This is a genomic window from Rhodanobacter sp. GW835-FHT13D09 (assembly GCF_058793995.1).
In genome coordinates this window covers 176472-202826 of record NZ_JBXAGL010000006.1, presented here as the reverse complement: position 1 = coordinate 202826, position 26355 = coordinate 176472, and the positions used below count along the sequence as shown (strand labels likewise).

Here is a 26355-nt window from a genome sequence, read left to right as displayed (position 1 = left end):
TGTCCCCGTGAACTCAAGCGGCGACCCCAGAAATACCCCACGAAAAATGCCAGTCGGCTTAACTGACTGGCATTAGGGCTTGCCTCGGCCTTTGCTCACTGGATGACGAGCCAGTCAACGGTTATTCGAGGTTCCCGTCGGGAGAGCGTTACCCCCTCCTGCCTCCCCCTGCTGTGCAGGGGGAGGCACCGGACGCAGCGGCTCAGCGCCAGGGCCATGCCTTCAGCTGGTACTCGTGCGGCGGCGTGTTGCCGGCCAGATACTGCACGAAGTAGTCCCAGCGGCGGCGGGTGGCGTACGGGGTGGCTTCGGCGTAGCCGTGGTGGACGTTCGGAATCAGCAGCAGGTCGAAATCCTTGTTCGCCCTGATCAGCGCGTCGGCCACCAGCAGGGTCTGGTAGGGCGGCACGTTGTCGTCCATGGTGCCGTGCACCAGCATCAGCCGGCCCTTGAGGTTCTTGGCGAAACTCTGGTTGGCCTGGGCGTCGTAGTTGGTCTTGCCGTCCTTGCCGGTGACCAGCAGGCCCTGCCACTTCTCGGCCCAGTCGTCCTCGTAGTTGCGGTTGTCGTGGTTGCCGCTCTCGGCCCAGCCGACCTTGAAGAAACCGGGGTAGTGGAACATCGCCGCCGCGGTGGCGTTGCCGCCGCCGGAGTGGCCCCAGATGCCCACGCGGTCGAGATCGATCCACGGGTACTTCTTGCCGAGTTCCTTCAGGCCGAGCACCTGGTCAGGCAGGGTGTTGTCCTCGACGTGCTCGAAGTAGGCGTCGTGGAACGCCTTGGAACGCCACGGCGTGCCCATGCCGTCGATCGCCACCACGATGAAGCCGAGCTCGGCCATCGCCTGGTGGTCGGCGCGCGCGGAGGAGAAGCTGCGCCCGCGCACCGAACCGGTCTGCGGGCCCGGGTAGATATAGTCGATGATCGGGTACTTCTTCGACGCATCGAAGTGCGTCGGCTTGAACATCATGCCGTACAGGTCGGTCTTGCCATCGCGGCCCTTCACGGTGAACGGCATCGGCGGCATCCAGCCGGCGGCCTTCAGGCGCGAGATGTCGGCGGTGGCCACACTGGCCAGGGTGCGGCCATCCTGCGAATCGCGCAGCACGGTGACCGGTGGCGTGGTCGGAGTGGAGTACGCGTCGACGAAGGCCTTGCCGTCCGGCGACAACGTCACCGTGTGGTCGGCCGCCTCCGGCGTCAGCAGCACCGGCTTGCCGCCGTCCAGGCCGACCTTGAAGAACTGCTGGTAGTACGGGTTCACGCCCGACGTGCGGCCGACGCCACGGAACCACACGGTGCGCGTCTTCGAATCGACCTTCAGCACCTCGGTGACATTGCCCTCGCCCGTGGTGATCGCGTGCTTGAGCTTGCCGGTATTGAGGTCGTACAGGTACAGCTGGCCCCAGTTGCTGCGCTCGCTGAACCAGATCGCCTCGTGGGTCTCCGGCAGGTAACGCCAGTTCACCGCACCGTTGCCGCTCTCGTAGTAGGTCGGCACCGATTCCTCGAACACCGTGCGTACCTTGCCGGTGCCCGCGTCGGCGATGCGGAACCACTCGTGCTTGTGGTCGCGCGAGGTGGAGACGAAGGCCAGCGTCTTGCCGTCCGCCGCCCACTTCACGTCGTCCCAGCCGCCGTCGGGGCCGCAGCTGACGTCGTCGCACAGGGTGGAGCGGTGCTGGTCCGGCGGCATCTGCAGGCGCAGCACCTTCTTCGCGGCCACGTCGACGATCACCCGCTCGATCATCGTCACGTCCTTGTCGCCGACCAGCGGGTACTTCCACTTCTCCAGCTTCGGATGGCCGACGTTGGTGCTGACCAGGTACATCTCGCCGGTCTTGCGCTGGTCCTGCTGGAAGGTGGCGATCCGCTTCGAATCCGGCGACCACTCCACGATCGCGTTGTCGGTGTGCTTCCAGCCGGCGTTGTCGGTGGCGTAGCCGAAGTTCTCCACGCCGTCGGTGGTGAGCTGGGTTTCCTTGCCGCTGGCGACGTCGCGCAGCCACAGGTTCCAGTCGCGGATGAACGCCTCGCTCTGCTTGTCCGGCGACAGTGCGCCCGGCTCCTTGCCGGTCTTCACCAGCGTCGCGCGGTCGACGCAGCTCGCCTCGGCGGCGGCGAGGTCGCATACATAGTGCTTGCCGCGCACGACAACGTCGATGCGGCCATCCGGCTTCGCCTCGTAGCCGGTGACCGGCAACTTTTTCGCGTCGACCGGCTGGCCGCCGGTCTTGCCCAGCGCGGCGGCCAGCCTGGCCTGGTCGAACAGCGGCGTGGTCTGGCCGCTGGCCGCGTCCATCCGCACGAAATGGTCGCCGCCGGCATCGTGGTCGACGTACCAGAAATGGCCGTCATCCAGCCAGTCGACCTTCGACACCGCATGATCGACCAGCGGCGCGGTGTTGTAGCTCATGAAGCGCTCCGCCCGCGCGTAGTCGTCCGCGCCCAGCGTGCGCCCCTGCGCGGCCACGCCGCCGGACAACACCCCCAGCACCAGCGCGCCAAGCACGCGAGAACTGCCGATCATCAAGCCCATGTTGCGTTCCCCTTGGAAAGCGGATTTCTGCGATGGCCTGCCCTGGCCCGGACGTATCCGAACATCCGATGCTAACGTGAGCATGACCGATGGCACCCCTGCCATTGGTCCTGCCGTCCCTGCCCGTACAGCAAAATACGCCACCGCATGGGCGATACGCCCCCGCACCTGTCCACCAAGGAAACGCCCCCGATGACCCCTGCCCCGACCGAAGCCCGCCTGCTGGAAATGGTTTTCCCCGACCACACCAACCACCTCGACACCCTGTTCGGCGGCCAGGCGCTGGCGTGGATGGACAAGGCCGCCTTCATCGTGGCCTCGCGCTACGCACGGCGCACCGTGGTCACCGCGCGCTCCGAGGAGGTGAATTTCCGCGTGCCGGTGCGTACCGGCCAGTTGGTGGAACTGGTCGCCAGCGTGGTCAAGGTCGGCCGCAGTTCGATGCACGTCGAGGTGGAGATGACCGCCGAGGACCTGCTCAGCGGCGACCGCCGGATCTGCACCACCGGCCGCTTCGTGATGATCGCGCTGGACTCCAACGGCTCGCCCACGGCGATCCCGGCGCTGACGGATGCCGCCGCCTGAGTGTCCGCCATCTGCTACGGTCGCGCCGTCGGTCATGTCATTGAAAGGAGCATCCGCATGAACCAGCGCCACCTATTCGCTCTTGCCCTTGCCTTGCCGGGTCTGCTGGCCGGCTGTTCCGACGCCGGGCAGGGCAAGCCGGCCGCCACGACGGCCGTCCCGGCGACGGCGAACATCGCTTCCGCCGCGCCAGTGGCGGCACCGGCCACCACTGGCGTGGTCGACCTGGCCACCGATGAAAGCTGCCGGAAACTGGCGCTGCACGTGATCCGCCAGCGCGACCGCAACGCCGACCGCGTGTTCCTGAGCGACTCCACCCCAGCCGGCCACTACCGCCGCGACGGCAATGCGATCAGCGGCGACCACGGCCAGTACCGTACCGGCGCCGGCTGGACCGCGTTGGCCAGTTTCCGCTGCACGGTCGACGCCGCCGGCAACGCCGTCTCCTTCGACTACCAGCCGGGCAAGGCGCAGACCTGGGCCGAGATGGGCGACCGGCACTGAACCCGCTTGACCGGTCCGCGCCGGCAGCTGCACGCTGTGCCATCCGTGTTCCCGGAGTCGCGCCATGCCGCAGCGCCTCAGAGTCATCGGCAATTACATCTCGCCCTACGTGCGCAAGGTACTGGTGTGCCTGGAGCTGAAGGGGCTGGAATACGAGATCGACCCGATCGCGCCGTTCGTCGGCAACGACGAATTCACCCGGCTCAGCCCGCTGCGCCGCATCCCGGTGCTGATCGACGGCGAACTGGAACTCAACGACTCCTCGGTGATCTGCCAGTACCTGGAGGACCGGCAGCCCACGCCCTCGCTCTACCCGCGCGACATCGCCGACCGCGCCCGCGCCCGCTGGCTGGAGGAATACGCCGACACCCGGCTGGCCGACGGGCTGGTCTGGCGGCTGTTCAACCAGCTGGCGATCAAGCGCCACATCTTCGGCGAGGCGCCCAACGAGACGGTGGTGCAGCATGCGCGCGAGGTGGAGATCCCCGCCGCGCTCGACTACCTGGAAACGCAGCTGCCGGACGACGGCTTCGTGTTCGGCACGCTGTCGATCGCCGACATCAGCATCGCCAGCTTCTTCCGCACCGCTTCGTTCGTGCGCTACGCAATCGATGCCGGGCGCTGGCCGCTGACGGCCGCGCTGGTGGCGCAGGTGCAGGCACTGCCGGTATTCCGGAAACTGGCCGGCTTCGAGGATTGCATGCTGCGCCTGCCGCTGGCCGAGCAGCGCGGCGCCCTGCTCACCGCCGGCGCCCCGCTGACCAGCGATACCCTGGGCACCAGCGCGCCACGCCCCGGCCCGCCGCGCGCATCCTGATTACTCCTCCCCCTGCAACGCAGGGGGAGGAGCAGAAGCTTCGCAAGCCCGAGAGTTCACCAGCCACAGGCATCAACGCTGCGCCGCCGTCAGCTCCACCAGCCAGTCGACGAACACGCGCAACCGGGCGGGCATCTGCCGCTGCTGCGGGTACAGGATGGTCATCGGCAACGACGGCGGCGGGTGCGCCGGCAGGATCTCGCGCAGCCTGCCATCCTTCAGTGCATCGGCGATGCGGTAATGCGGCATCTGCGCAATGCCCAGGCCGGCTTCGCAGCAGCCGAGGTAGGCATCCACGCCGCTGACGCTGACGCAGCCCGGCAGCGCGACTTCGCGCCGCTTGCGGCCAACCATGAACTCCAGCGGCTCGGCCCGGTGGGTGGTCGGCGAAATCCAGCTCACCGCCAAGTGGCCGTCCTGCAGTGCGGCCAGCGAATCGGGCAGGCCGTGCCGACGCACGTAGGCGGCGCTGGCCACGGTCACCTGCCCCAGCATCGCCACGCGGCGGCCGACCATGCCCGAATCGCCCAGTTCGCCGATGCGCAGCACGCAATCCACGCCCTCGCGCACCAGGTCGACGAAGCGGTCGCCGGTGCCGATGTCCAGCTGGATCTGCGGGAACCGCGCGAAGAAATCGCGCAGCGCGGGAATCACCAGCAGGCGCGCCAGCGACGCCGGCAGGTCGATGCGCAGGCGGCCCTTCGGCTGCACCCGCGCCTCGCGGAAATCCGTCTCGACCTCGTCCACGTCGGCGAGCAGGCGCAGGCAATGGCCGTAATAGGTCTCGCCGTCGCGGGTAGCGCGCACGCGGCGGGTGGTTCGCTGCAGCAGTTGCGCGCCCAGCCGCGCCTCCAGGCGCTTGATCGCGTGGGTGACGGTGGCACGCGGCAGGTTCAGTTCGTCCGCGGCGGCGGTGAAGCTGCCCAGTTCGACGATCCGCGCGTACAGCCGCATGGCTTCGAGCCTATCCATCGCGATTGTTGTCTTCAATTGAATGGTGATAGCCATCATTGAGCATTTATCCGACGACCGTCACGGCGCACCATGCACCCACCTTCACCCACCGGAGCCACCTGATGCAGACCCGCACTCTTGGAAAGAATGGTCCCGAGGTTTCCGCCCTCGGCCTCGGCTGCATGGGCATGAGCGCGTTCTACGGCGCCCACGACGACGCCGAGTCGATCGCCACCATCCACCACGCGCTGGATCGCGGCGTCAACCTGCTCGACACCGCCGACATGTACGGCCCGCACACCAACGAGGTCTTGCTGGGCAAGGCGCTCAGGGGCCGCCGCGAACAAGCCTTCGTCGCCACCAAGTTCGGCATCGTGCGCGACCCGGACAACCCGGCCGCACGCGGCGTCAACGGCCGCCCGGAGTACGTGCGCGTCGCCTGCGATGCCAGCCTGAAACGGCTGGGCATCGACCGCATCGACCTGTACTACCAGCACCGTGTCGACCCGACCGTGCCGATCGAGGAAACCGTCGGCGCGATGGCCGAACTGGTTGCCGCGGGCAAGGTGCGCCATCTCGGCCTGAGCGAAGCCTCCGGCACCACCCTGGAGCGCGCCTGCAAGGTGCATCCGATCGCCGCGCTGCAGAGTGAGTTCTCGCTGTGGACGCGCGACCCTCAGGGCAACGGCATGCTCGACGCCTGCCGCCGCCTCGGCGTCAGCCTGGTCGCCTACTCGCCGCTGGGCCGCGGCTTCCTCACCGGCGCGATCCGTTCGCCGGACGACTTCGACGCCGACGACTACCGGCGCAGCAGCCCGCGTTTCATGGGCGACAACTTCGCCCGCAACCTGCGGCTGGTCGAGCAGGTGAAGTCGCTCGCCACCGACAAGGGCTGCTCGCCCGCGCAGCTGGCGCTGGCCTGGGTGCTGGCGCAGGGCGACGACGTGCTGGCGATCCCCGGCACGCGCCAGCGCAGCCGGCTGGACGAGAATCTCGGTGCCCTCGACGTGCAGCTGGGCGCAGCCGAGCTCGACGCGATCGACGCGGTCTTTCCGCCCGACGCCGCCACCGGCAACCGCTACGCCGACGCGATGATGCACATGGTGAACGTGTAGATCGCGGCACGCTCCCCGAGCGATCCGGTGGATCTTGAAGGACGCGGTAAACTCCACCGCATGAGCACCCCCGAACACTCCCCGCTCGGCAAGGACACCGTCTACACCGACCGCTACGACCCGAGCCTGCTGTTCCCGATCCCGCGCGCCGAGAAACGCGCGGAGATCGGCATCGCCAAGACGCTGCCGTTTCATGGCGTGGACATCTGGAACGCCTACGAGCTGTCGTGGCTGGACCTGCGTGGCAAGCCGCAGGTGGCGATGGCCGAGTTCCGCGTGCCGGCGCTGTCGCCGCAGATCATCGAATCGAAGTCGTTCAAGCTGTACCTGAACGGCTTCGCGCAGGAGCGCATCGCCGATGCCGCCGCGCTGGCCGCCACCCTGACCCACGACCTCTCCGCGGCGGCCGGCGCGGTGGTCGGTGTGCAATTGCGGGACACGCGCGCCGACGCGCTGCCCGTCATCGATCTGGACGGCCATCTGCTCGACCAGCAGGACATCGCCATCGACCACTACGGGCCGCCGCAGGCCGATTTCCTGCAGGCCGACACCGGCGCGACGCCGGTGGCCGAAACCGTGCTCTCGCACCTGTTGCGCTCGAACTGCCCGGTCACCGGCCAACCCGACTGGGGCAGCGTGCAGATCGCCTATCGCGGCGCGCCGATCGACCACGCCGGGCTGCTGCGCTACCTGGTTTCGTTCCGCACCCACAACGAATTCCACGAGCAGTGCGTGGAGCGCATCTTCGTCGACCTGACGCAGCGCTGCGCGCCGCGGCAGCTCAGCGTGTACGCGCGCTACACCCGCCGCGGCGGACTGGACATCAACCCGTTCCGCAGCAGCACGCCGGCCACCCCCGGCAATCCGCGCACGGTGCGCCAGTAGCGGCGGAACCATCGCCGGCATTCCGCACCGCGCGTCGCCGGCGCGTGAAAGCGCAGCACCTGAAAGCCGCTCGGTAATCCTCGCTTCAGATCGATGGCGCTAGCCTCGGTGGCCTGACCAACGCGCCCGGACGGCGCTGCGGCAGTCGCCACGGATGGCATCCGTCTGCGACCGAGCCAGGAGTTTCCATGACACGTCCCATGCGCAACACCGCACTGTTGAGCGCCGCCCTTGCCGCCCTGCTGCTCAGTGCCTGCGGCAAGAACGAACCGGCCACGCCGCCGGCCGGTGCGCCCGCTCCGACCCGTACCGCCGCCGCTCCCGCACCGGCTCCGGCCGCCACCGCCGCGCAACCGGCGGCCGCCGCCGCCACCGCCACCCATACCGGCGACGTCGCGCCCAGCACCCCGGTAACACCGCCGCCCGCACCGCTCACCGTGGCCAAACTGACCCTGGGCAGCGCGGTGAACGCCGAATACAAGGTGACCCGCCCCGGCAACCGTTTCGCCACCAGCGACAAGACCATCTACGCCAGCGTCGCCACCGAAGGCAGCACCGGCGGCGCCACGCTCAACGCGAAGTGGAGCTACCTGGAAGGCCAGGGCCAGCTGGTCAGCAGCATCAGCCAATCCATCGCCACCGACGGTCCCGCCATCACCACGTTCAAGGTGCAGAACCCCGACCTGTGGCCCGAGGGCAAATACCGCGTGGAGATCTCGCTGGACGGCAAATCCGTGGCGAAGCAGGATTTCGAGATCAGGAAGAGCTGAGCGGGATAGCGGGAAGCGAATGGAGAGGGGTGAGCACGGCGGCGCCAGTCGGCGTTCTTCCGTTGCTCATTTCCCTTCACCGGTGCGAAGGTCGGTTGCTCGCCATGGGGCGACGGCGCACGGATTCCGGAACGCGCGGGCAACGGCGGGCATGACCTGCGCGGCCAACCCGACCGCATCGGGCAAGGAGACTGGCCGCATCGAGCCGTCAATGCGCGCCCGGGATGCCCGACTTCATTGCGCCGCCGATGTTCTGATACTTCCTTTCGATCGATCCTTCCGGGCGGGCGTCCAACCGTTGCTGCAGGGCCTTCAGCACCGCATCTGGCGGATGTTTTACCAGGTGGTGCGTGCCATGACACGCGGCACGCCGCTCCACGCACGATGCGCCGGCACATCCGTCATGGCTGCGCCGGTCCGTCCGGAAAAAGAATGGTGCGCCCGGCGGGATTCGAACCCACGACCCCTGCCTTCGGAGGGCAGTACTCTATCCAGCTGAGCTACGGGCGCATGCAAGGCCGCGCGGCAGGCCGGCCGAAGGCCGGTGCCGCGGGGAGCGCAGTATAGCGGAGTTGCCGCCGGGGGGCATGCGCGGCGCAGCGGCATGTGGCACCCCGCCCCGCACGCATGCTCAACCCCGGCCTCTCCCGGCTCGGGAGAGGGGATCGCGGCGGGCTTCAGCGGGCCTTGAGCAGCGCGGTCAGCGTGTCGGGCTTGCGGGTGTCGCGTACCAGGTGCGGGTATTTCAGGCCGTCGTGGTAATCGATGCGGATGGTCCTGTACTCGTCGAAGTTCTTCACCAGCAGCTCGACCGGCTGGTTCCTGTCCTTGGCCGAGGCGGTCACCGCTTCCTTGAGCGCGTCGGCGTCATAGTCGCGACCATTGACGGCGATCACCGTCATGCTCGGCGACAGGCCGGCCTTGAACGCGGGGCCGTCCCACAGTACGTCGCTGATGCTGCCACCCTTGCCGATGGAAACGCCCAGCGAATAGGTGAGGTCGACGCTGTGCCGGCGCGCCTCGATCGCCTTCACCGCCTCGGACGGCTTGTCGGTGTAGACCAGCTTCCAGCCGTGCGACTCGATGCCGCCGATCAGCGGACCATGGCCATCGAGGCGCGTGCGCAGGTACTTCGCCCAGTCGTACGGCGCGATCTCGTCGAGCGTCTTGACCACGTCCTCGAAGGTGTAGGTGTTGACGTCCCACTTGCCGCTCTCCATGCCGAAGAACGCCCTGCCGAAGTCATCGATGCTCTTCTTGCCGCCGCTCAGCTCGCGCAGCTGGCCATCGACGTCGAGCCAGATCATCTGGCCGGCCGAATAGTAGTCCTCGCTGCCCTGGTAGTTGCGGTACGGCAACGGGCGACGCTGCGCGATGATCGGGTCGTTGGTGGTGTCCTGCACGTTGCGGAAGCTGGCCAGGCCGGGGCGGCCCCTGTCGTAGGCGGCGGCGGTGAAGGCCCACATGTCGTGCGCCTGATCGGCGTCCCACAGGCCCGAACGCGCGGCCATCACCTGGCCCCAGAACTGGGTCTGGCCTTCGTAGACCCACAGCAGGGTGTCGCTCATCGGCACGTTGAAGTTCGGCGTGGCGAGATCCGCGCCGCGGCGGTACTTGCCGTCCCAGGAATGGTTGAACTCGTGCGAGAACAAATCGCGGCCCAGCGCGTTCTTCTTCCACTCGGTGAAGAAGTCGGCCGAGGTGCCGTCCTCGCTGGAGCGATGATGCTCGAGGCCATTGCCGCTCATCTTGTCGCTGAGCGAGACCAGGAAATCGTAGTGGTCGTAGTGATGCGCGCCGTACATCTTGTACATCTGCTGGACCAGGTTCCGGAACGGCTCGATCTGCTCCGGCTTGATCTCCAGGTACTTCATGTCGTCGGCCACGATGCTCATGTGCACCGGCGCCTTGGCGCCCGGATCCAGGTCGATGCGTTTGAAGTACTTGCCGGCATAGATCGGCGAATCGACCAGGTCGTCGTAATTGATCGGCTTGAAGTTCAGCGTGTCGCCATCCTTCGAGGCCACTTCCAGCGCGGTGCCGGCCTGCCAGCCGGCGGGCAGCCTCACGCTGGCTTCGGTGTTGATCTGGCGGGCGAAGTAACCGGCCGGATACAGCGTCACCGAGTTCCACTGCAGGTTGAGCATCTCCGGCGTCATCACCACGCGGCCCTGGCGCTGGTCCTGTGACGACAGGAACTGGAACTCGACCTCCACCCCGCTGGCACCCTGCGGCACGTCGACGTGGAACGCGTAGACGTTCAGCGGGTCGCGCGTCCACGGCAGCACCTGGCCGTTCGCCTTCACCACCAGCCCGGCCATCTTGTCGATCGTGCCGTTCGGCGAATGGTTGCCGGGCAGCCACTGCGGATAAAGCAGGGTCAACGGCCCCGGCTGTGCCGGAATCACCTCGTGCACGCGGAAGATCCTGCGCGCCACGTCGGTAGCGTCCACTTTGATCTTCAAGGTGCCCTGATACGGCACATCCCGCGGCGCAGGGACATCGGCAAGGGCCGCGAAACTGGCCAGGCCGAGGGCGGCAGCGGCAAGGACGGAAGCGAGGCGGGTGGCTTTCAATGCGTTCTCCGGGAGGGAAATGGGCGCCTGTCAGGCGGGCCGGGGACCCCGCGGCGAGAGGCCGCCCAGGCCATACAGCCTCGGGGAACCCGTGTCGCAGCAGGAATCCGAGGCGTCGATGCTAGACCGGCAACGCCGGGCTTCACCCCTGCCGAAGGTCACGCGCATGGCTCGCGCATGAACCCGCTTCGGCCGCTGGCCGGAGTCTGGCATCCATCTTGCTCGGCTTGGGTTGAGTCTCCCAGCCTCTACCCGACAGAACCCGCATGCACGTCTTGTTCAAGCACCTCCGGAAAGCCGACGATACGGAGCAACGCCGCGAGTACAGCCATTATCTGGCGCAGCAGATGGGGCCGATGATCCACGCCTTGATGCTGGTGGGCGCGCTTGCCTATCTGGTAGCGGTCATCGCCAGTACCCTGCTGCACCACTCGTCGCTGCCGCTGTGGCTGCGCCTCGCGCCGCTGCTGCCGCTGCTGCCGGTAGTCTCGTCGACCCGGCATGTGCGGCAGCCGCGCCTGCTCAGCGCGCTGACCCTGCTGTGCGTCGTGCTGCTGGAGATCGGCATCAACCTCAACGGCGTGGATGACGTGCACCGGCAGTCCGTAGTGCTGCCCGGGCTGCTGCTGCCGGTGGCCTCGTCGGTGATCTGGCTGGGTCGCTGGGATTTCCTCGCCGCCATGCTGCTGTGCGCACTGGGCCCGTTGCCGGTGCTGCTGTTCGGCGGCACCGACAACGTGCAGGTCCTCCAGTACCTGGTCTACATGGCGATCGCGATTGTGCTGTCAACGGTGCTGCGCGCATTCATGGCCCGCACCCTGTTCGAGCAGTTCCGGCTGGAACGCCAGCTGCGCGAGCAGGTCAACACCGATGGCCTCACCGGCCTGCTGGTGCGCAACCGCTTCCTGGAGCTGGCGCGGCTCGCGCTGGGCGATATCCGTCGACGGCAGCAGCCGGCGTGCGTGCTTTACCTGGACGCCGACCACTTCAAGTCGCTCAACGACAACCACGGCCACGCCGCGGGGGACGCGGCGCTGGTCGCGCTGGCCTCGATAATACGCCGGCAGATGCGCCCGGGCGACCTGATCGGCCGCATCGGCGGCGAGGAGTTCGCGATGCTGCTGCCCGGCCTCGACCTGCAGCAGGCCGAAGTACGCGCAGAGCAGCTGCGTCAGTCGATACACGAGATCCTGCGCCCGGACGGCCCGTTGACCGTGAGCATCGGCGTGGCCGAACGCGACCACGCCGACGAGGTCATCGAAACCCTGCTGGCCCGCGCCGATCAGGCGATGCGCCAGGCCAAGCGCGAGGGCCGCGACCGCGTGGTCAGCAATCCCGACTGCTGCTGATCAGCCCTGCCCCAGCCGGCTGCGTCGGATGCCGTAGGCGAAATAAATTACGCAACCCAGCGCCATCCAGACGATGAAGCGCTCATAGGTGATCCACGGCAGGCCATAGATCAGCGCGGCGGAGAACACAATGCCCAGCGGCGCGGTGAACCAGACCGCCGGGGTCCTGAAGTTGCGCTGCAGTTCCGGCCGGCGCACGCGCAGCAGCATGATCGAGGCGCAGATGATGATGAAGGCGCTGAGCGTGCCGATGTTGACCAGCTCGGCCACCTCGCCGATCGGCAGCAGGCCGGCGACCAGCGCGGTGAACAGGCCCAGGATCAGGGTCGGCCGCGCCGGCGTGCCGAAGCGTGGGCTGACCCTGGCAAACCATGCCGGCAGCAGGCCGTCGCGGGCCAGCGCGAACCAGATCCGCGCCGCGCCCAGCATGAACGCGAACAGCACGCTGGTCACGCCAACCACCGCCGCCGCCGCGATGGTGACGCTGAGCCAGTGCAGGCCGATCGACTCGAACGCGTCGGACACCGAGGCTTCGCCGCCCAGCTTGCTGTAGTGGGTGATGCCGGTGAGCACCAGCGACACTGCGAGATACAGCACCATCGCGATCGCCAGCGACAGCAGCACCGCCCGCGGCAGATCGCGCTGCGGGTGCTTCGATTCCTCCGCCGCGGTGGTCAGCGTGTCGTAGCCGAACACCGCGAAGAACACCACGCTGGCGCCGGTCAGCACGCCCTGCCAGCCGAAGTGGCCGATGCCGGTGGCGGCGTCGACCACCCGCGGCGGCACGAACGGATGCCAGTTCGCGGTGTCGATGTAGAACACGCCCACGCCGACCACCAGCAGCACGCCGATCACCTTGATCGCCACCACCAGCGTGTTGAAGCGCGCGCCCCACTCGGTGCGCACGGTCAGCAGCAGCGCCACCGCCAGCGACACCGCGGCGGCGATCACGTTGAAGCGGTGGCCGTCGCTGGGCGCGGCGATGGCGCCGGAGCCGTACATGCCTAAGACCTGCTGCAGGTAGTACTCCATGGTCTGCGCGCTCATGCTCTGCTGCGCCCACTCCGGCAGGTGCACGCCGGCGGAGTTCAGCAGCACCTGCACGTAGCCGGACCAGCCGATCGCCACCACCGCCACCACCAGCGCGTATTCCAGCAGCAGGTCCCAGCCGATGATCCAGGCCGCGAACTCGCCGAGCACCGCGTAGCCGTAGGTGTAGGCACTGCCGGTGACCGGGATCAGCCCGGCGAACTCGGCGTAGCACAGCGCGGCGCAGGCGCTGCCGATGCCGGCGATGAGGAAGCTGAGCGCCACCGCCGGACCGGCGTTCATCGCCGCCTGCTGTCCGGCCAGCACGAAGATGCCGACGCCGATGATGCCGCCGATGCCGATCGCGGTGAGCTGCCACAAGCCCAGCACGCGGCGGAAATCGCCACGCGTGCCGGCCTCCGCCTGCAACTGCTCGACCGTCTTGTGGCGCACCAGCTTGCTGAAGAATCCCATCGCCCGCCCCTGAGTCAAACAAGCGGCGATCATAGCGAATGCGCTCGCAGGCACCCAGCGCGGTGCAGCACGGCCCTCGCCGAAGGTCCGCGCGGCCCGGTAGGGCGGGCACCGCCCGCCGGCTGCCTGTTCCCGGCTAAAGGTGGCGGGCGGTGCCCGCCCTACCGCGGCGAGGCGGTTGCGGGTTCAGCGGGCGACGACGGCCACGCCCGTCGCCGGCCGGCGACGGGCGCAGCCATGGCAGGGCGATCGCACTGAGTGCGAACACCAGCGCGATCGCCAGCGCGATCCGGCCGTCCAGATGCGGGACGCCGAACCAGCACCCGCTGAGCAGCGGCACCGTGGCGGTAGCCAGCACGCGCACGGCTTCCGCCCACGGCGCCCAGCGCCGGCCTTCCATCAGCGCGCCGAGCACCCACAGGCCGGCAACCAGGTAGATCGCATACAGCAGCAGTTCCGACAGGCCGGCCGTGCCGGCCATGCCGAGAAACTGCGTGGTCATGCCCAGCAGCAGCGCGAACTGCGCCAGCACGTAAAGCTTCAGCGGCCGCGACAGCGGCGGATCGAAGCGTTCGCCGGGCATCACGAAATCCGGCTTCGGATAGCGCGCCGCCACGTCAGCCGGGCGCCAGCCCGGCGGCTTCAGCCATACCAGCAGCTTGTCGCGCCAGCGCCGCGCATGCCACGCGTCCACCGCGCTATGCCAGTACACCTCGGCGTTCGCCCACAGCGGATTCCAGCTGCGCAGCGGCGAGCGCGTGCCGTACACCGGCGGATCGCTGTCGTCCTCCTCGACGAAGCTGCCGAACAGGCGGTCCCACACGATCAGGATGCCACCGTAGTTGCGATCGAGGTAGCGGTCGTTCACCGCGTGGTGGGCGCGATGGTTGGACGGCGAGCAGAACACCCGGTCGAACCAGCCGAGCCGGCCGATCTGCTCGGTGTGCACCCAGAACTGGTACAGCAGGTCGATCAGCGCCACCACCACGAACACCTTGAGCGGTACGCCGAGCACGGCCAGCGGCAGGTAGAACAGCCAGCCCAGCAGCACGCCGCTGCCGGTCTGGCGCAGCGCGGTGGACAGGTTGTAGCGCTCGCTCTGGTGGTGCACCACGTGCGCGGCCCACAATATGTTCACCCGGTGCCCGCAGCGGTGCAGCCAGTAGTAGCAGAAGTCGTACAGCAGCAGCGCGCCGGCCCATACCAGCAGGTTGTCCGCCGGCAGCGCGAACAGCGCCAGGCGCCCGACGCACCAGGCGTAGATGCCGATCGTCAGCAGCTTGCCGAACACGCCGACCAGCTGCGAGATCACGCCCAGCCCGATGCTGTTGATCGCGTCGTTGCTGGCGTAGGCGTCGCGCCCGCGCCACTTCGCCACCAGCAGCTCGATCCCGATCAACAGGAAGAACACCGGCGTGGCCCAGGTGATGATGAGTTCCTGCGTATTCACTTCGCTGCACCTGCCTCGATCGTGCCTGCCTGAAGCATGATGTCGTCGCGCTGCACCGAGCGCGCGATCCACCACAAGGCCAGATAATACGTCGCCAGCACCCATAGCGTGGCCAGCGGAATCGCGCCGTGGAAACGGTTCCACGCCAGCAGGCTGTCGCTGAGCATGAACACCAGTGCGCCGCCGGCCGCCAGCATGGCGCTGCGTGTGTGCGGATCGCCGCGCCGGGCGAATGTCAGCGCACGCGCCGCGGCCTGGCCACCCATGCTGGCCAACACGATCACGTAGACGATCACCGGCAGCCGCAGCGCCACCGCGATCGAATCCCACAGCAACCACAGGTTGAGCGCGCCGTAGCCGAGACTGGCCAGCAGCACCCATGGCCGCGCGGCGAAACGACTGTCGCCGAGGAACGCCGCGAGAAAACACAGATGGCCGAGCAGGAACGCCAGCAGCCCTGGCATGAACAGATCCTGCGGCAACATCAGAAAGACATCGCCGCCCAGGGAACAGGCGACGCCGGCCAGTATCCAGCGCCGATAGTGCGCCGACAGCGCCGGTAGCGCACGCCATGCCAGCAGGAAAATCAACGCCGTGGTGAGCGGCTTGCAGGCCCAGTGCAGCCAGCGCCACGGGCTGGCCGGATCCTGCGAAAACACCAGGCCGCCCGCGATGGCCGCAGTCGCGGCGCACAGGACCGCGACGATCAGCCAGCGTGGCCGATCGCCACGCGAGACACGAGAAGACAGGGAGGCCATGCGAACTACCCGGTACTCACCAGGTACCGATCATAACCAAGCCCCGCCACGTCCGTGTGGCGGGGCCGGAGACTCACCTGATACCGGTCAGAACTTCAGCGTGCCAGTCAGCATCACCGCGCGCGGCGCGCCGGCCAGCAGAGTCTGGAATTCGCCGGTCGGATCATTGGCGACGAAGCCGTTCGAGCCGATCGTGCCGAAATAGCGCTTGTCCGCCAGATTGGTCACGTTGAGCGCCAGCTTCAGATCCTGCGCATAGCCGAGCTTGCCGAAATCGTAACCGGCCTCCGCGTTGAACAGCCAGAACGAGGGCACCGACGCATCATTGGTATAGGTGTAATAGCGCTTGCCGGTGTAGTTGGCCGACAGGCGCAGGTCCCACGGACCCGGCGTCCACGCGATCGTCGAGAAGAACAGCTGCTTCGGGCTGTCCACCACGGTCTTGCCCTTGGTCGGCACCACGGTGGTGCCGTTGAGGTAGTCGGAGTCGTAGCGCGAGCGGTTGTACGACAGCGAGTTCGACCAGTGCAGTTCGGTCGACAGCTTGAAATTGACCGCCAGCTCGGCGCCGCGGCTGCTCACCGAACCCACGTTGGCGTACGCACTGGCGCAACCGACGATGCCGGCGCACTGCGAGATCACCAGCAATCGGTTGTCGAACTTCACGTCATACAGCGCCAGCGAGGCTTCGTAGCTGTCGGTCACGCTGCGCAGGCCGCCCTCGAACGTGCGCGATTGCTCCGGTTTCAGCCGCTTGCCAAACGTGTTGTAGGCCAGCTGGGTGGTCGCCAGCGGGCCGGTGATGCCGGCCTGGAACGCGGCGATGTTTTTGGCGTAGGAGCCGAACAGCTCGTAGCCGCCGCCGAGCTTGTAGCTGGCGCCGATCTGCGGCAGGAAATTTTTCTTCGCCACCAGTTGTCCGTTCGCATAGCTTCTGGCGGTGCCATAGCTGACCGTGCCGGGCAGTGCCACCGCGGTGATCTTGGTATCCGGCGCCTTGAAGCCCACATCGACGCTGAGGCGGTCGTCCAGCAGCTTGAAACTGTCCTGCAGGTAGAACTGGCGGGTGGTGGTTTCGTAGTGCTGGTGGAACAGGCGCAGGTTCGGATTGCGCAGGAAAAAGGTGTCGTCCAGCGGGCCCGTGATGAAGTAGTAGTTGCGCTGCACGCTGTGGTTGCTGTCTTCGTACCAGAAGCCGCCCTCGAGATGATGGTTGCCGATATCCCAGCTGAGTGCAGCCGTGATGCCGCCGCGATCGATGCCGTATTCGGTGGTGCGGATCGAGATCGGCGTCTGCTGCGGCGTGCCCGGGTAGGACACCTGGTACGGCGTGAACCAATGGCCCTGGCCGCGATTGTTGTGATAGTACGTGGTCGCCTTCAGGCGCACGCCGTCGGTCAGCGCGAAGTCGCCGAACACGCTCGCGATGGTGTCGTCGCGCAGGCCGCGTGCGTCGTAATAAGCGTCGTCCACGGTGGTGATCCCGCCGTTGGAAGCGGTACCCGTCGTCTGATACTGGGTGGCTACCGCCACCGCGCGGTTCCAGTCGGGCGCGAGGTTGTCCCAGTTCCAGCCCAGGCGCTTCTGCAGCCCCAGCGAGAGATCCTGGTAGTCGGTTTCGTCACGGCTGGAGGTGGTGAGCAATGCGCCGACATGGTTGTCGCCGAAGTCGTAGGTTGCCTTGCCGTTGAACTGCCGCTGCGTCTGGCTGCCCTTGCCCTTCCACTTGTTCACGTCGCTGTAGGCGCCGGACAGGTACATGGCAAAGCCGTTGTGCTCGCCGGTGTCCAGCCGCGCGTAGGTACGGCGCGCACTGTCGCTGCCAAAACCCTGTGACACGGTGATGCCGTACTCGGGCGAAGGATCGGACGAAAAGAACTGCACCGCACCGCCGAGATTGCTGACCGATGCGGTGCCGAGCGAGCCGATACCTTCGGCGAGCTCGGCGCCGCCGAGGTTCTCGGCGATCAGCGCACGGCTGACATGCAGGCCGTTGTTGTTGCCGTAGCTCATGTTGCCCAGCGGAATGCCATCCAGCGTGAAGCCGAGCCGGTTCTGGTTGAAGCCGCGCAGGCTGATGCGGGTGGACCACTCGTAGTTGCCGAACGGATCGGCCGACTCGAAATGCACGCCCGGCTTGCTCTGCAGCACCTTCAGCGGGCTGCTGCCCGGGGGCAGGATCTTCTGGTCCACGGCAGTGATGCGCTGCACCTGGCGCGACTCGCCCTGGCCAATCACCGAGACGGCCTCCAGCGTCTTGGTGCTGCCTGATTCCGCCGTACCCGCCGTCGCGGCCGGGTTGGCGGCCGGCGCCGGCGCATCCGCGCTGGTGGCCCATGCGACACCGCCATGCAGAACCGCAAGCAGTGCCAGCGCGAGACCGGTCTTGCGGGTCGAGATCATTTGTACGGACATGCGTGAATATCCTTCGCGCAGCAGTCCGCCTCCGCGGAGCGCCGCGACTATCGTGTTGAGGAAACCGCCCGCACCCCACCCAGGCGGCGATCCATGCAAGTGTGAACGCACTTCATGAAGCCCGTCTTACGACGACATGTCATTCGTCATTTGGATGGCGTTTGAAACGACGCAAAACGGGCACACCAAGGCAACCGGAATCGCATCAGTGCGTGGCGACCGGCAGTGCCTTGCCCTGCGCCTGGGGCAGGCGCGCACCCAGCAGTCGCGCCAGCGTCGGCGCGATATCGCGCATGTCGATCTCGCCGAGGTCCCTGCCCGCAGGCACGCCCTTGCCGGCCAGCAGGAAGGTCGAGCGCATCTGCGGCAGCAACGGGTCGTAACCATGCATGCCGCGATAATGACTGGCGGCAGGCAGCGGCGTATCCGGCTTGATCGCCATCTCGTAGCCCGGTTTGAACAGCACGAACCATTCGGCTTGCGCGGTGCCGCCCCGCGCAACCAGCTGCGCATGCTCAAGCACGTGATCGATGCCATACGCGGGATCGTGCTGCAGCTGGTCGAGCAGCGCCGCCACCCGTGCCTTGACGCTCGCGTTGGCGGGATCGTGCAGCACGATGGCCACACTGCCACCGTCATTCCATGGCATGGCCTGCCAGTCCGTCACCGCACCATTCTTGAACGTGACCAGACCCGCCTTGATGAAGGGCTGGTACAGATTCACGTCCTGCTGCACGGGCAGGAATCCGTGATCGGAGACCACCGCCACCACGCCATCCGGATGCACCTGTTGCGCGGCGGCCACCAGTTCGCCGATCAGGCCGTCGATACGTTCCAGCACCGCCCGCGACGCCGGCGTGTCCGGCCCGCTGGCGTGCTGTTCGTGATCGAGCGCCGTGAGATACACCGTCATGAAATCCGGCTTGTGCGTTTCAAGCAACTTCACCGCGAAGCGCGTGCGCGTCTCGTCGCCAGCCAGGCTCTCGTCGATGCCGTCGGCATAGGGACCGAGCTCCTTCTCCATCGCCGGCAGCAGGCCGGGCGTGGCCAGCGCACCCAGCAACTTGCGGTCATCGGCCGTGCCAGTGCGCCAGATCTGCGGCAGGTTCCAGTCCACCGGCGCGCCCACGCTCACCGGCCAGTGCACGTTCGCGGTGGTCAGGCCTGCGGCGTGCGCGGCATCCCACAACGTCGGTACGCGGATGTCGCTGGCGTACCAGTACCAACCCTGCTGATTCTTGTTGACGGGATCGAAGGTGAGGTTGCCGCCGATGCCATGCCGGTTCGGCGACACGCCGGTGATCAACGTGGTGTGGCTGGGATAGGTCAGCGTGGGCAGCACGCCGCGCACGCCGTCGGCATGGGCGCCGCGCTGCAGGAACGCTCCGAGATTCGGCAGCTTGAATCCGCGCTGGTGCGCCTGCAGCACGTCGATCGGGCGCAGGCCGTCGATCGAGATCAGCAGCAGTGGCGCCGCCGCCGCGCGCATGGCGGGCAGCCAGGCGAGCAGCACGAAGGACAACACGAACAGCAGACGGCGCATGCAGGTTCCAGAAAGCGGCGAAGGAACCGTCATGCTCGGCCCGTGCCACTGCACCCTCATGACAGCGCCACAGCGGATTCGCTCAGAGCTTGTGAAGAAAACCACCTCCTGTGGTTTTCTTCAATCGCGAGTCCGGTACATGCCCGGACTCGCTCACGAGGTTGAAAAACTCACAACCTCTCAGCGCCCGTCTAGCGCCTTGCGCCCGATCGCCGGGTCATCGGTGAAGAACGCGTCGATGCCGGCATCGAGGTAGGCGCGGATCTCGGCGATCGAGCCCGCCTCGTTGAATGTCTTCGGATCGCTGCCCTGCCAGAAGTTCTTCGCCTGGAAATGGTTCTCCGGGCGGAACGTGTAGGGGTGCAGTTCCAGCTTCGCCGCGTGCGCGTCGTGCACCAGCGGCGTCGGCGCACCTAACGTGCCGTCCTTCGCCAGCGGGATGATCGCGCGGATGTTCGGACCGATCGCGTCGGCATAGGTCGCGATCGCGCGCAGGCCGGCCGGCGCGCACATTTCGCCGTAGCTCAGCTTGCCGCCGGCGGCAACCACGTCGTACGGCCGCAGGTCGGCGTCGTCGATCAGCTGCAGCAGGCGGATGTTGCGGTGACCGTTGCCGAGCTTGCCGCGCAGGTACTTGAGGTTGGCGATCTCGAACGACTGGATCTCCACCGGCGCCGTGCGCGTGTAGGCGTGTGCGTCGAGGATCGCCAGCACGCGGTCCTCCATCGGCAGGCCGGCCTTCTGGAAATAGGTGCCGTGCTTGATCTCCGGAATGATGCCGATCAGCCGCCCCTGCGTCGCCGACTCGGCGGCGACGAAGTCGATGATCTCGTCCAGTGTCGGGATCTGGAACGCGCCGTCGTACTGCGTGCTGCGCAGCTCCGGCAGGCGCTCGCGTGCGCGCAGCGTCTTCAGCTCGGCCAGCGTGAAGTCTTCGGTGAACCAGCCGGTGACAGCCTGGCCATCGACCGTCTTCGTGGTCCTGCGCGCGGCGAACTCGGGATGCGCCGCCACGTCGGTGGTGCCGCCGATCTCGTTCTCGTGGCGCGCCACCGGCACGCCGTCCTTCGTCATCACCAGGTCCGGTTCGATGAAGTCGGCGCCGTCGGCGATCGCCTTGCCGTAAGAGGCCAGCGTGTGTTCCGGCCGCAGCGCGCTGGCGCCGCGATGGCCGATCACCAGCACCTTCGCGGCCAGCGGTTTTTCATTCGCGTGCACGGCGAGAGGCATGGCCAGCGTTCCGGTCACCAGCAGGGAGACGAGCCAGCATAAGACTTTCATGGATGCATTCCTTCCTGCATGCCCACGTTCCATGACGGAGCGGGAGTGGTTGCGGATTCCGGTGGCGGAGGGGTCGTCCGGCAGACGCAGCCTTGCGCCTGCCGGGACAGCAGATCGGACAGCAACCCCTGGATGCAGGCGCTGGAGAACAACGCCAGGCCGGCATGCAGGCTGCTGCGCATCAGAGCTTCACGTCCAGCGTGAGAAAGCCCTGCCGCGGCGCGCTGGCATGGAACGCCAGCTGGCGACCCTTCGGATCGCCATTGGCGAACGCGCTGAGGTTCGACTCGTAGCGGCGGTCCGTCAGGTTGGTGACGTTGAGCGACAGCCGCACGTCCTTCGCGAACCAGGCCGGGCCGAAGTCGTAGCCGGCGCCGAAGTCGAACGCGGTGTAGCCGCCGAAGCCCTGGTCGTTGGTATACGTGTAGTAGCGGCGGCCGGTGTACTTGCCGCGCAGGCTCAGGTTCCACGGGCCATCGTGCCAGCTGATCTCGCTGGCCAGCATCTTCTGCGGCGTATCGACGGTGATCTTGCCGCGGGTAGGCACCAGCGCACCGTTCTGCGTGTAGTTGTTGTCGTAGGTGGAGCGGTTGAACGAGGCCGAGTTGTACCACTGGACGTGATCGAACGGTTTCCAGATGAAGGTGAGCTCGGCACCGTGGCTGCTCACGCCGCCGACGTTGTAGAAGCGCGTGGTGCAGGCCGGGGTGGTGCCCTGCTGGATGCTCGAACACGGGTTGAGCGAGAGCAGGCGGTTGTCGAACTTCACGTCGTACAGCGCGACGGAGGCCTCGAACGCCTGCCGGGTGATGCGATAGCCGCCCTCGATCGTACGCGACTGCTCCGGCTTGAGGTTGCCGCGGCTGGCGTCGAACGAGGCCTGCGTCACCTGCAGCGGGCCGCCGGCGCCACCGCCCTGGAAGGCGGCGATGTTCTTCGCATACGAAAGGAACACTTCCTGCCCGGCGGCCAGCTTGTAGCCGAGGCCGAGCTGCGGCAGCAGCGACTTGTCCGCCTTCAGCGCGCCGTTCGCCACCGGCGCCTCGACCGCCACGCCGGCCGTCTCGACCGCGCTCATCGTGGTGTGCGGGCTCTTCACGCCCACATCCACGCTGAGCCGGTCGTCGAACAGCTTGAAGCTGTCCTGCAGATAGGCCTGGCGGGTGGTGATCACGTAGTCCTGGCTGAACAGGCGGCGGTTCGGGTTGGCCAGGAAGGTGTCGTCGTTGATCGGGCCGCCGATCCAGTAGAAATTGCGTTCGACGTGGTGGTTGTTCCGCTCGTACCACACGCCGCCTTCGAGATGATGCGCGCCCAGCTCCCAGGCCAGCGAGGCGATGCCGCCGGTGCGGTTGATCGTGTAGTTGGTGCTGCGGATCGAGATCGGCAGCTCCTGCGGCGTGCCCGGATACGACTTCTGCCCCGGCGACCACCAGTGGCCCTGGCCGGCGTCCTCGTGGTGGTAGACCTGCGCATGCACGGTTACGCCGTCGCTGGGGAAGAAGTCGCCGGCGAGGTAGTACAGGTCGTCGTTGCGCAGCGCGCGGCTCTGGTAATACGCATCGTCGATGTTGTCGACGCCGCCGGAAAACGCGCAGCGTGGATCCTTCACGCCCTTGATGGTGTACGCCGGTGCACAGTACGCCGCGGCGAGCGCGCGCTTCCAGTCCGGCGCATACAGGTTCCAGTCCCAGCCCAGCCCGCGTGCCATGCCACTCTTCGAGAGATAGGCGTAATCGGCCTGCGAGGTGCGCGAGGTATCCGCGAATGCGGTGATCCGGCCGCCGTCGAACTGGTACACCGCCTTGGCGTTGAACTGTTTCGTGGTGGTCGGCGAACTCGGCGGTGCCCACATGTCGGCGGTGGCGCGGATGCCGGACAGATACATCGAGAAGCCGTGCCAGTCGCCGGTATCCAGGCGCAGATAGGTGCGGCGATTGCTGTCGCTGCCGACGGTCTGGCCGAAGCGGCCGCCGAATGTCGTCGCCGGATCGTCCGAGTAGTACTGGATCGAGCCGCCGAGGTTGCTGGTGGATGCCGTGCCGAGCCCGCCAATGCCCTGCGCCAGCTCGGCGCCGCCGAAATTCTCGGCGATCAGCGCGCGGCTGATGTTGAGGCCGTTGTAGTTGCCGTAGGCATTGTCGCCGAGCGGCAGGCCGTCCAGCGTGTAGCCCAGGCGGGTGGTGTTGAAGCCACGCAGGCTGATCGTCTGCGACTCCTCGTTCGCGCCGAACGCATCATTCGACTGCACGTTCACGCCAGGCATCCGGTTCAACACCTTCTGGATGCTGGTGCCGGCCGGCAGCACGGCCACGTCCTTCGCGGTGACACGCTGCACCTGGCGCGTCTCGCCCTGGCCGATCACCGACACCGATTCCAGCGTGCGGGCCTGGTCGGCGGTAGCATCCGGCCCTGCCGCCGGTGTGGCGTTGTCGAGCGGTGCGGCGATCGCTACACCGTTGAGCGCGGCGAACAGCGCCAGGGCGAGACCGGTTCTGCGGCAAGAGCGTTTGCTGACGGACATGCGCGTGCATCCTCTGTGCAGCCTCCCGCGATCGCGGGAAGCCACGGCATCAATGTGGGGAATGGGAGAGCGGCCGCTCTGAGCGACCGTACGCACAAGCATGGACGTGCTTTGTGTAGGGAGCCTTACAGCCGAATGTCAGCTTTTCGGATGAACGTCCATACGGTCGCGCGAACTCGGCGCCGCGTGCACGCGAACCCGCGCGGGCCGACGCTCAGCGCCCGTCGAGCGCCTTGCGCCCGATCGCCGGGTCGTCGGTGAAGAACGCGTCGATGCCGGCATCGAGGTAGGCGCGGATCTCGGCGATCGAGCCCGCCTCGTTGAATGTCTTCGGATCGCTGCCCTGCCAGAAGTTCTTCGCCTGGAAATGGTTCTCCGGGCGGAACGTGTAGGGGTGCAGTTCCAGCTTCGCCGCGTGCGCGTCGTGCACCAGCGGTGTCGGCGCACCTAACGTGCCGTCCTTCGCCAGCGGGATGATCGCGCGGATGTTCGGACCGATCGCGTCGGCATAGGTCGCGATCGCGCGCAGGCCGGTCGGCGTGCACATTTCGCCGTAGCTCAGCCGTCCACCGGCGGCGGCACGGGCGAGGTGCCGACTCTGCCGGCCGAGTATGTAGCGGTCTTTACAGCGCCGTGGCGGTCGCGGCGGAGCCGAGCTTCAGCCATCGCTGCCAGTCCGGCCGATCCACCGGCACGCCGTCCGCGTTGCAGCTGCCGAGCCGGCACAGCTCGGCGCGCAGCCGCGGCGCGTGCTGCACCATCACGTGGAAGATCACGTTCTGCTCCAGCTCGCCATGGAACGCGGCGGCGCCGGGGCCGCTGGCGAAGATCGCCACGTCCTCGCCGCCGTGCGTCTCGGCCTTCAGCGGCACGGCCGCTTCCTGCATGTAGTCCGGGTCGGTGGTGTCGAGCTGGCGCAGGTCGGGCCGACCCTTGCCGATCGCCCCGTACTCGCGCGGGTTGTGCGGGTAGCGTTTGCCGCCTTCCGGCTGCCGTTCGCTGGCGCCGGTATAGCCGGGGCCGTTGGCGAAGCCCAGCGTGGTGTACGGCAGGCCGGTGGCGTCGCGCGCCAGGCCCGGCGCGCTTTCGTCGTCGTAGCTGTCGGTATGGCCGGTCACCTTGCCCAGGATCGGATTGCCGCGACGCGGGTAGCCGGCGAAGGTCATCGTGTGGCTGTGGTCGGCGGTGACCACGATCAGAGTGTCGGCCGGGTCGGTGTGCTGCAGCGCGGCCTGCACCGCGTCGGCGAAGGCGATCGTCTCGTCCAGTGCGCGGTACGCGTTGCCGGCGTGCAGCGCGTGGTCGATGCGGCCGCCCTCGACCATCAGGAAGAAGCCGTTCGGGTTGCGCTTCAGCACTTCGATCGCGCTGGCGGTCATCTCGGCCAGGCTGGGCTCGCCGGCCTTGTCGTGCGCGCGCTCGTGCTCGTAGTTCATGTGCGAGGGCTCGAACAGGCCGAGCAGACGCGGCGTCTTCGCCAGATCCAGCGCCTTCAGCTGCGCGGCGTTCCACACGTACTTGCCGTCCGGATGCCTGGAGGTCCATTCGCCGATCAGGTCGCGGCCGTCGAGGCGCTGGCCCACGCTGGCCGGATACTCCGGATCGTCCGCGCCGGCCGGCATGAATTCGGTGCGGCCGCCGCCCATCGCCACGGTGAGGCCGCCGGCGACCGGGAAATCGATCAGCTGCGCGGCGAAGTCCTTGCAGCCGGCGGCCTTCGCCGCCTCGCTGAGGTCGGCGTCCACCTCCCAGTTGCGCTCAGGCAGGTGGCCGTAGGTGGCGGCCGGGGTGGCGTGGGTGATCCGCGTGGTGGTGACCGCGCCGGTGGCCATGCCGGCCGAGGCCGCCAGCTCCAGCGCGGTGACCAGCTCCTGCCCGCGGCTGCCGGCGCAGTCCTGCCGTTTCGGCAGCTGCGACACGCCGATGTAGCCGGCGCGGGTCTTCACCCCGCTCATGATCGCGGTCATGGTGCCGGCCGAGTCGGGCGTCTGCTGGTCGGTCTCGTAGGTGCGGCTCAGCGCGCTGAACGGAAACTTCTCGAAGCTCAGCCGGTAGCTCTCGCCGTCCACGCCGGCACGCTCGCCGGCCAGTACGTGCGCGGCGGCGATGGTGGGGATGCTCATGCCGTCGCCGAGGAACACGATCACGTTCTTCGCGCGCTGGCCATCCGCATTCGCCTCGCGGGAGGCGAGCGCCGCCTGCGCCGCGCCGCTGCGGAACCACCACGCCGCCGTCTCGCCCTGCGGACGCTGGATGACGGGCACCGCGATCGCGGCCGCCGACGCCCGCGGCGCGGACGCGGGCTGGCTGGCACAGGCGCCGAGCAGGGACAGACAGCTGCCCAGCAGGGCCGGGCGCAGACGGGACAGGGATCGGAACATGCGGATCTCTTCAGCGGGCGTCGCGTGAACAGCCACGCGAATCGCCCGCGATCCTAAATCATGTTGTGCGAACCTTCCGTGGCACCGGCGTGACCGGAGCCGACGCGTCACCGGCGCCGTACATGCGGCGATACGCTTCGCCCAGCTGCGCCTCGCGTCCGCCGCCCCGATGCGCCTTCTCGAACACCTCGTTGATCTGCTTCTCGGCCGCGTGGAGATCGCGCAGGAAACGCCGGGTGCCATCCGACAGGCCGCTGTCGGTCATGCGCTGTTCCAGGCCTGGATCGGAGGTTTCACCGCCTTCGGGCTTGCGCTCGTTCATGCCCGAAGGCAAGCAAGACGCCTGCCAGCGTCGTCCGCGTCCGGCGCATGCGGCCCACGCCCGCCGCGGCGGCCGACCCCGCTG

At 67.6% G+C, this 26355-nt stretch carries 20 protein-coding genes, 1 tRNA gene and 1 pseudogene; 7 read left to right on the top strand and 15 right to left on the bottom strand.

The window, feature by feature from the left end; all coding sequences use genetic code 11:
* Positions 1–202: 202 nt before the first annotated feature.
* Positions 203–2539 carry a S9 family peptidase gene (locus tag AC1Q5A_RS10525; protein WP_492700662.1) on the bottom strand — a complete coding sequence of 779 codons (2337 nt, stop codon included), beginning with the start codon at positions 2537–2539 and terminating at the stop codon, positions 203–205.
* Between the two features lie 192 nt (positions 2540–2731).
* Here AC1Q5A_RS10525 and AC1Q5A_RS10520 point away from each other — a divergent pair, with 192 nt between their 5' ends.
* From AC1Q5A_RS10520 to AC1Q5A_RS10510, 3 genes are all read left to right on the top strand, one after another.
* Positions 2732–3124 carry an acyl-CoA thioesterase gene (locus AC1Q5A_RS10520; RefSeq protein WP_492700661.1) on the top strand — a complete coding sequence of 131 codons (393 nt, stop codon included), beginning with the start codon at positions 2732–2734 and terminating at the stop codon, positions 3122–3124.
* A 57-nt stretch (positions 3125–3181) separates the two neighbouring features.
* A complete protein-coding gene (locus AC1Q5A_RS10515; protein WP_492700660.1) occupies positions 3182–3628 on the top strand; it encodes a hypothetical protein in 447 nt (148 codons plus the stop codon).
* 64 nt (positions 3629–3692) lie between these two features.
* Positions 3693–4445: a glutathione S-transferase family protein gene (locus AC1Q5A_RS10510; RefSeq protein WP_492700659.1), complete on the top strand. Its 753-nt coding sequence runs from the start codon at positions 3693–3695 to the stop codon at positions 4443–4445.
* Between the two features lie 72 nt (positions 4446–4517).
* On the opposite strand, the gene AC1Q5A_RS10505 is transcribed toward AC1Q5A_RS10510, so the two are convergent.
* The gene (locus AC1Q5A_RS10505; protein ID WP_492700658.1) at positions 4518–5417 is read right to left on the bottom strand and encodes a LysR family transcriptional regulator; all 900 of its coding nucleotides are present in this window, start codon (positions 5415–5417) and stop codon (positions 4518–4520) included.
* A gap of 104 nt (positions 5418–5521) precedes the next feature.
* Here AC1Q5A_RS10505 and AC1Q5A_RS10500 point away from each other — a divergent pair, with 104 nt between their 5' ends.
* From AC1Q5A_RS10500 to AC1Q5A_RS10490, 3 genes are all read left to right on the top strand, one after another.
* The gene (locus AC1Q5A_RS10500) at positions 5522–6514 is read left to right on the top strand and encodes an aldo/keto reductase (protein ID WP_492700657.1); all 993 of its coding nucleotides are present in this window, start codon (positions 5522–5524) and stop codon (positions 6512–6514) included.
* 60 nt (positions 6515–6574) lie between these two features.
* Positions 6575–7399, top strand: a complete 825-nt coding sequence (gene queF / locus AC1Q5A_RS10495) for an NADPH-dependent 7-cyano-7-deazaguanine reductase QueF (RefSeq protein ID WP_492700656.1) — start codon at positions 6575–6577, stop codon at positions 7397–7399.
* Between the two features lie 188 nt (positions 7400–7587).
* Positions 7588–8169, top strand: coding sequence for a hypothetical protein (locus AC1Q5A_RS10490; protein WP_492700655.1), 582 nt, complete (start codon positions 7588–7590; stop codon positions 8167–8169).
* Between the two features lie 208 nt (positions 8170–8377).
* On the opposite strand, the gene AC1Q5A_RS10485 is transcribed toward AC1Q5A_RS10490, so the two are convergent.
* The 3 genes from AC1Q5A_RS10485 to AC1Q5A_RS10475 all read right to left on the bottom strand — a co-directional run bounded on the left by AC1Q5A_RS10485 (position 8378) and on the right by AC1Q5A_RS10475 (position 10745).
* Positions 8378–8548: a hypothetical protein gene (locus AC1Q5A_RS10485; protein WP_492700654.1), complete on the bottom strand. Its 171-nt coding sequence runs from the start codon at positions 8546–8548 to the stop codon at positions 8378–8380.
* 54 nt (positions 8549–8602) lie between these two features.
* Positions 8603–8679, bottom strand: a tRNA-Arg gene (locus AC1Q5A_RS10480).
* Positions 8680–8846: 167 nt separating this feature from the next.
* Positions 8847–10745, bottom strand: coding sequence for a M61 family metallopeptidase (locus AC1Q5A_RS10475; protein ID WP_492700653.1), 1899 nt, complete (start codon positions 10743–10745; stop codon positions 8847–8849).
* A gap of 266 nt (positions 10746–11011) precedes the next feature.
* Between AC1Q5A_RS10475 and AC1Q5A_RS10470 the strand changes: the two genes are divergently transcribed.
* Positions 11012–12094 carry a GGDEF domain-containing protein gene (locus AC1Q5A_RS10470; protein ID WP_492700652.1) on the top strand — a complete coding sequence of 361 codons (1083 nt, stop codon included), beginning with the start codon at positions 11012–11014 and terminating at the stop codon, positions 12092–12094.
* Here the strand turns inward: AC1Q5A_RS10470 and AC1Q5A_RS10465 are convergent, their stop codons facing one another.
* The 10 genes and pseudogenes from AC1Q5A_RS10465 to AC1Q5A_RS10420 form a co-directional block, all read right to left on the bottom strand.
* Positions 12095–13597, bottom strand: coding sequence for an amino acid permease (locus tag AC1Q5A_RS10465; RefSeq protein ID WP_492700651.1), 1503 nt, complete (start codon positions 13595–13597; stop codon positions 12095–12097).
* A 136-nt stretch (positions 13598–13733) separates the two neighbouring features.
* Positions 13734–15047 carry a sterol desaturase family protein gene (locus AC1Q5A_RS10460; protein ID WP_492700650.1) on the bottom strand — a complete coding sequence of 438 codons (1314 nt, stop codon included), beginning with the start codon at positions 15045–15047 and terminating at the stop codon, positions 13734–13736.
* Positions 15044–15805: a lysoplasmalogenase gene (locus tag AC1Q5A_RS10455; protein ID WP_492700649.1), complete on the bottom strand. Its 762-nt coding sequence runs from the start codon at positions 15803–15805 to the stop codon at positions 15044–15046. The genes AC1Q5A_RS10460 and AC1Q5A_RS10455 overlap by 4 nt, the downstream gene beginning before the upstream one ends.
* Before the next feature lie 87 nt (positions 15806–15892).
* Entirely contained in the window at positions 15893–18220 is a 2328-nt protein-coding gene (locus AC1Q5A_RS10450) for a TonB-dependent receptor (protein WP_492700648.1), read from the bottom strand.
* Positions 18221–18425: 205 nt separating this feature from the next.
* On the bottom strand, positions 18426–19763 hold the full coding sequence (locus AC1Q5A_RS10445; RefSeq protein WP_492700647.1) for an alkaline phosphatase family protein: 1338 nt from the start codon (positions 19761–19763) through the stop codon (positions 18426–18428).
* Positions 19764–19943: 180 nt separating this feature from the next.
* Complete coding sequence (locus AC1Q5A_RS10440; protein WP_492700646.1) at positions 19944–21044, bottom strand: glycerophosphodiester phosphodiesterase; 1101 nt, start codon at positions 21042–21044, stop codon at positions 19944–19946.
* Positions 21045–21225: 181 nt separating this feature from the next.
* Positions 21226–23568, bottom strand: a complete 2343-nt coding sequence (locus AC1Q5A_RS10435) for a TonB-dependent receptor (RefSeq protein ID WP_492700645.1) — start codon at positions 23566–23568, stop codon at positions 21226–21228.
* 214 nt (positions 23569–23782) lie between these two features.
* Positions 23783–24145 (bottom strand): annotated as a pseudogene (locus tag AC1Q5A_RS10430) (glycerophosphodiester phosphodiesterase family protein); the annotation flags it as partial.
* A gap of 46 nt (positions 24146–24191) precedes the next feature.
* Positions 24192–25949: an alkaline phosphatase family protein gene (locus AC1Q5A_RS10425; protein ID WP_492700644.1), complete on the bottom strand. Its 1758-nt coding sequence runs from the start codon at positions 25947–25949 to the stop codon at positions 24192–24194.
* A gap of 58 nt (positions 25950–26007) precedes the next feature.
* The gene (locus AC1Q5A_RS10420; protein ID WP_492700643.1) at positions 26008–26271 is read right to left on the bottom strand and encodes a hypothetical protein; all 264 of its coding nucleotides are present in this window, start codon (positions 26269–26271) and stop codon (positions 26008–26010) included.
* Positions 26272–26355 lie beyond the last annotated feature (84 nt).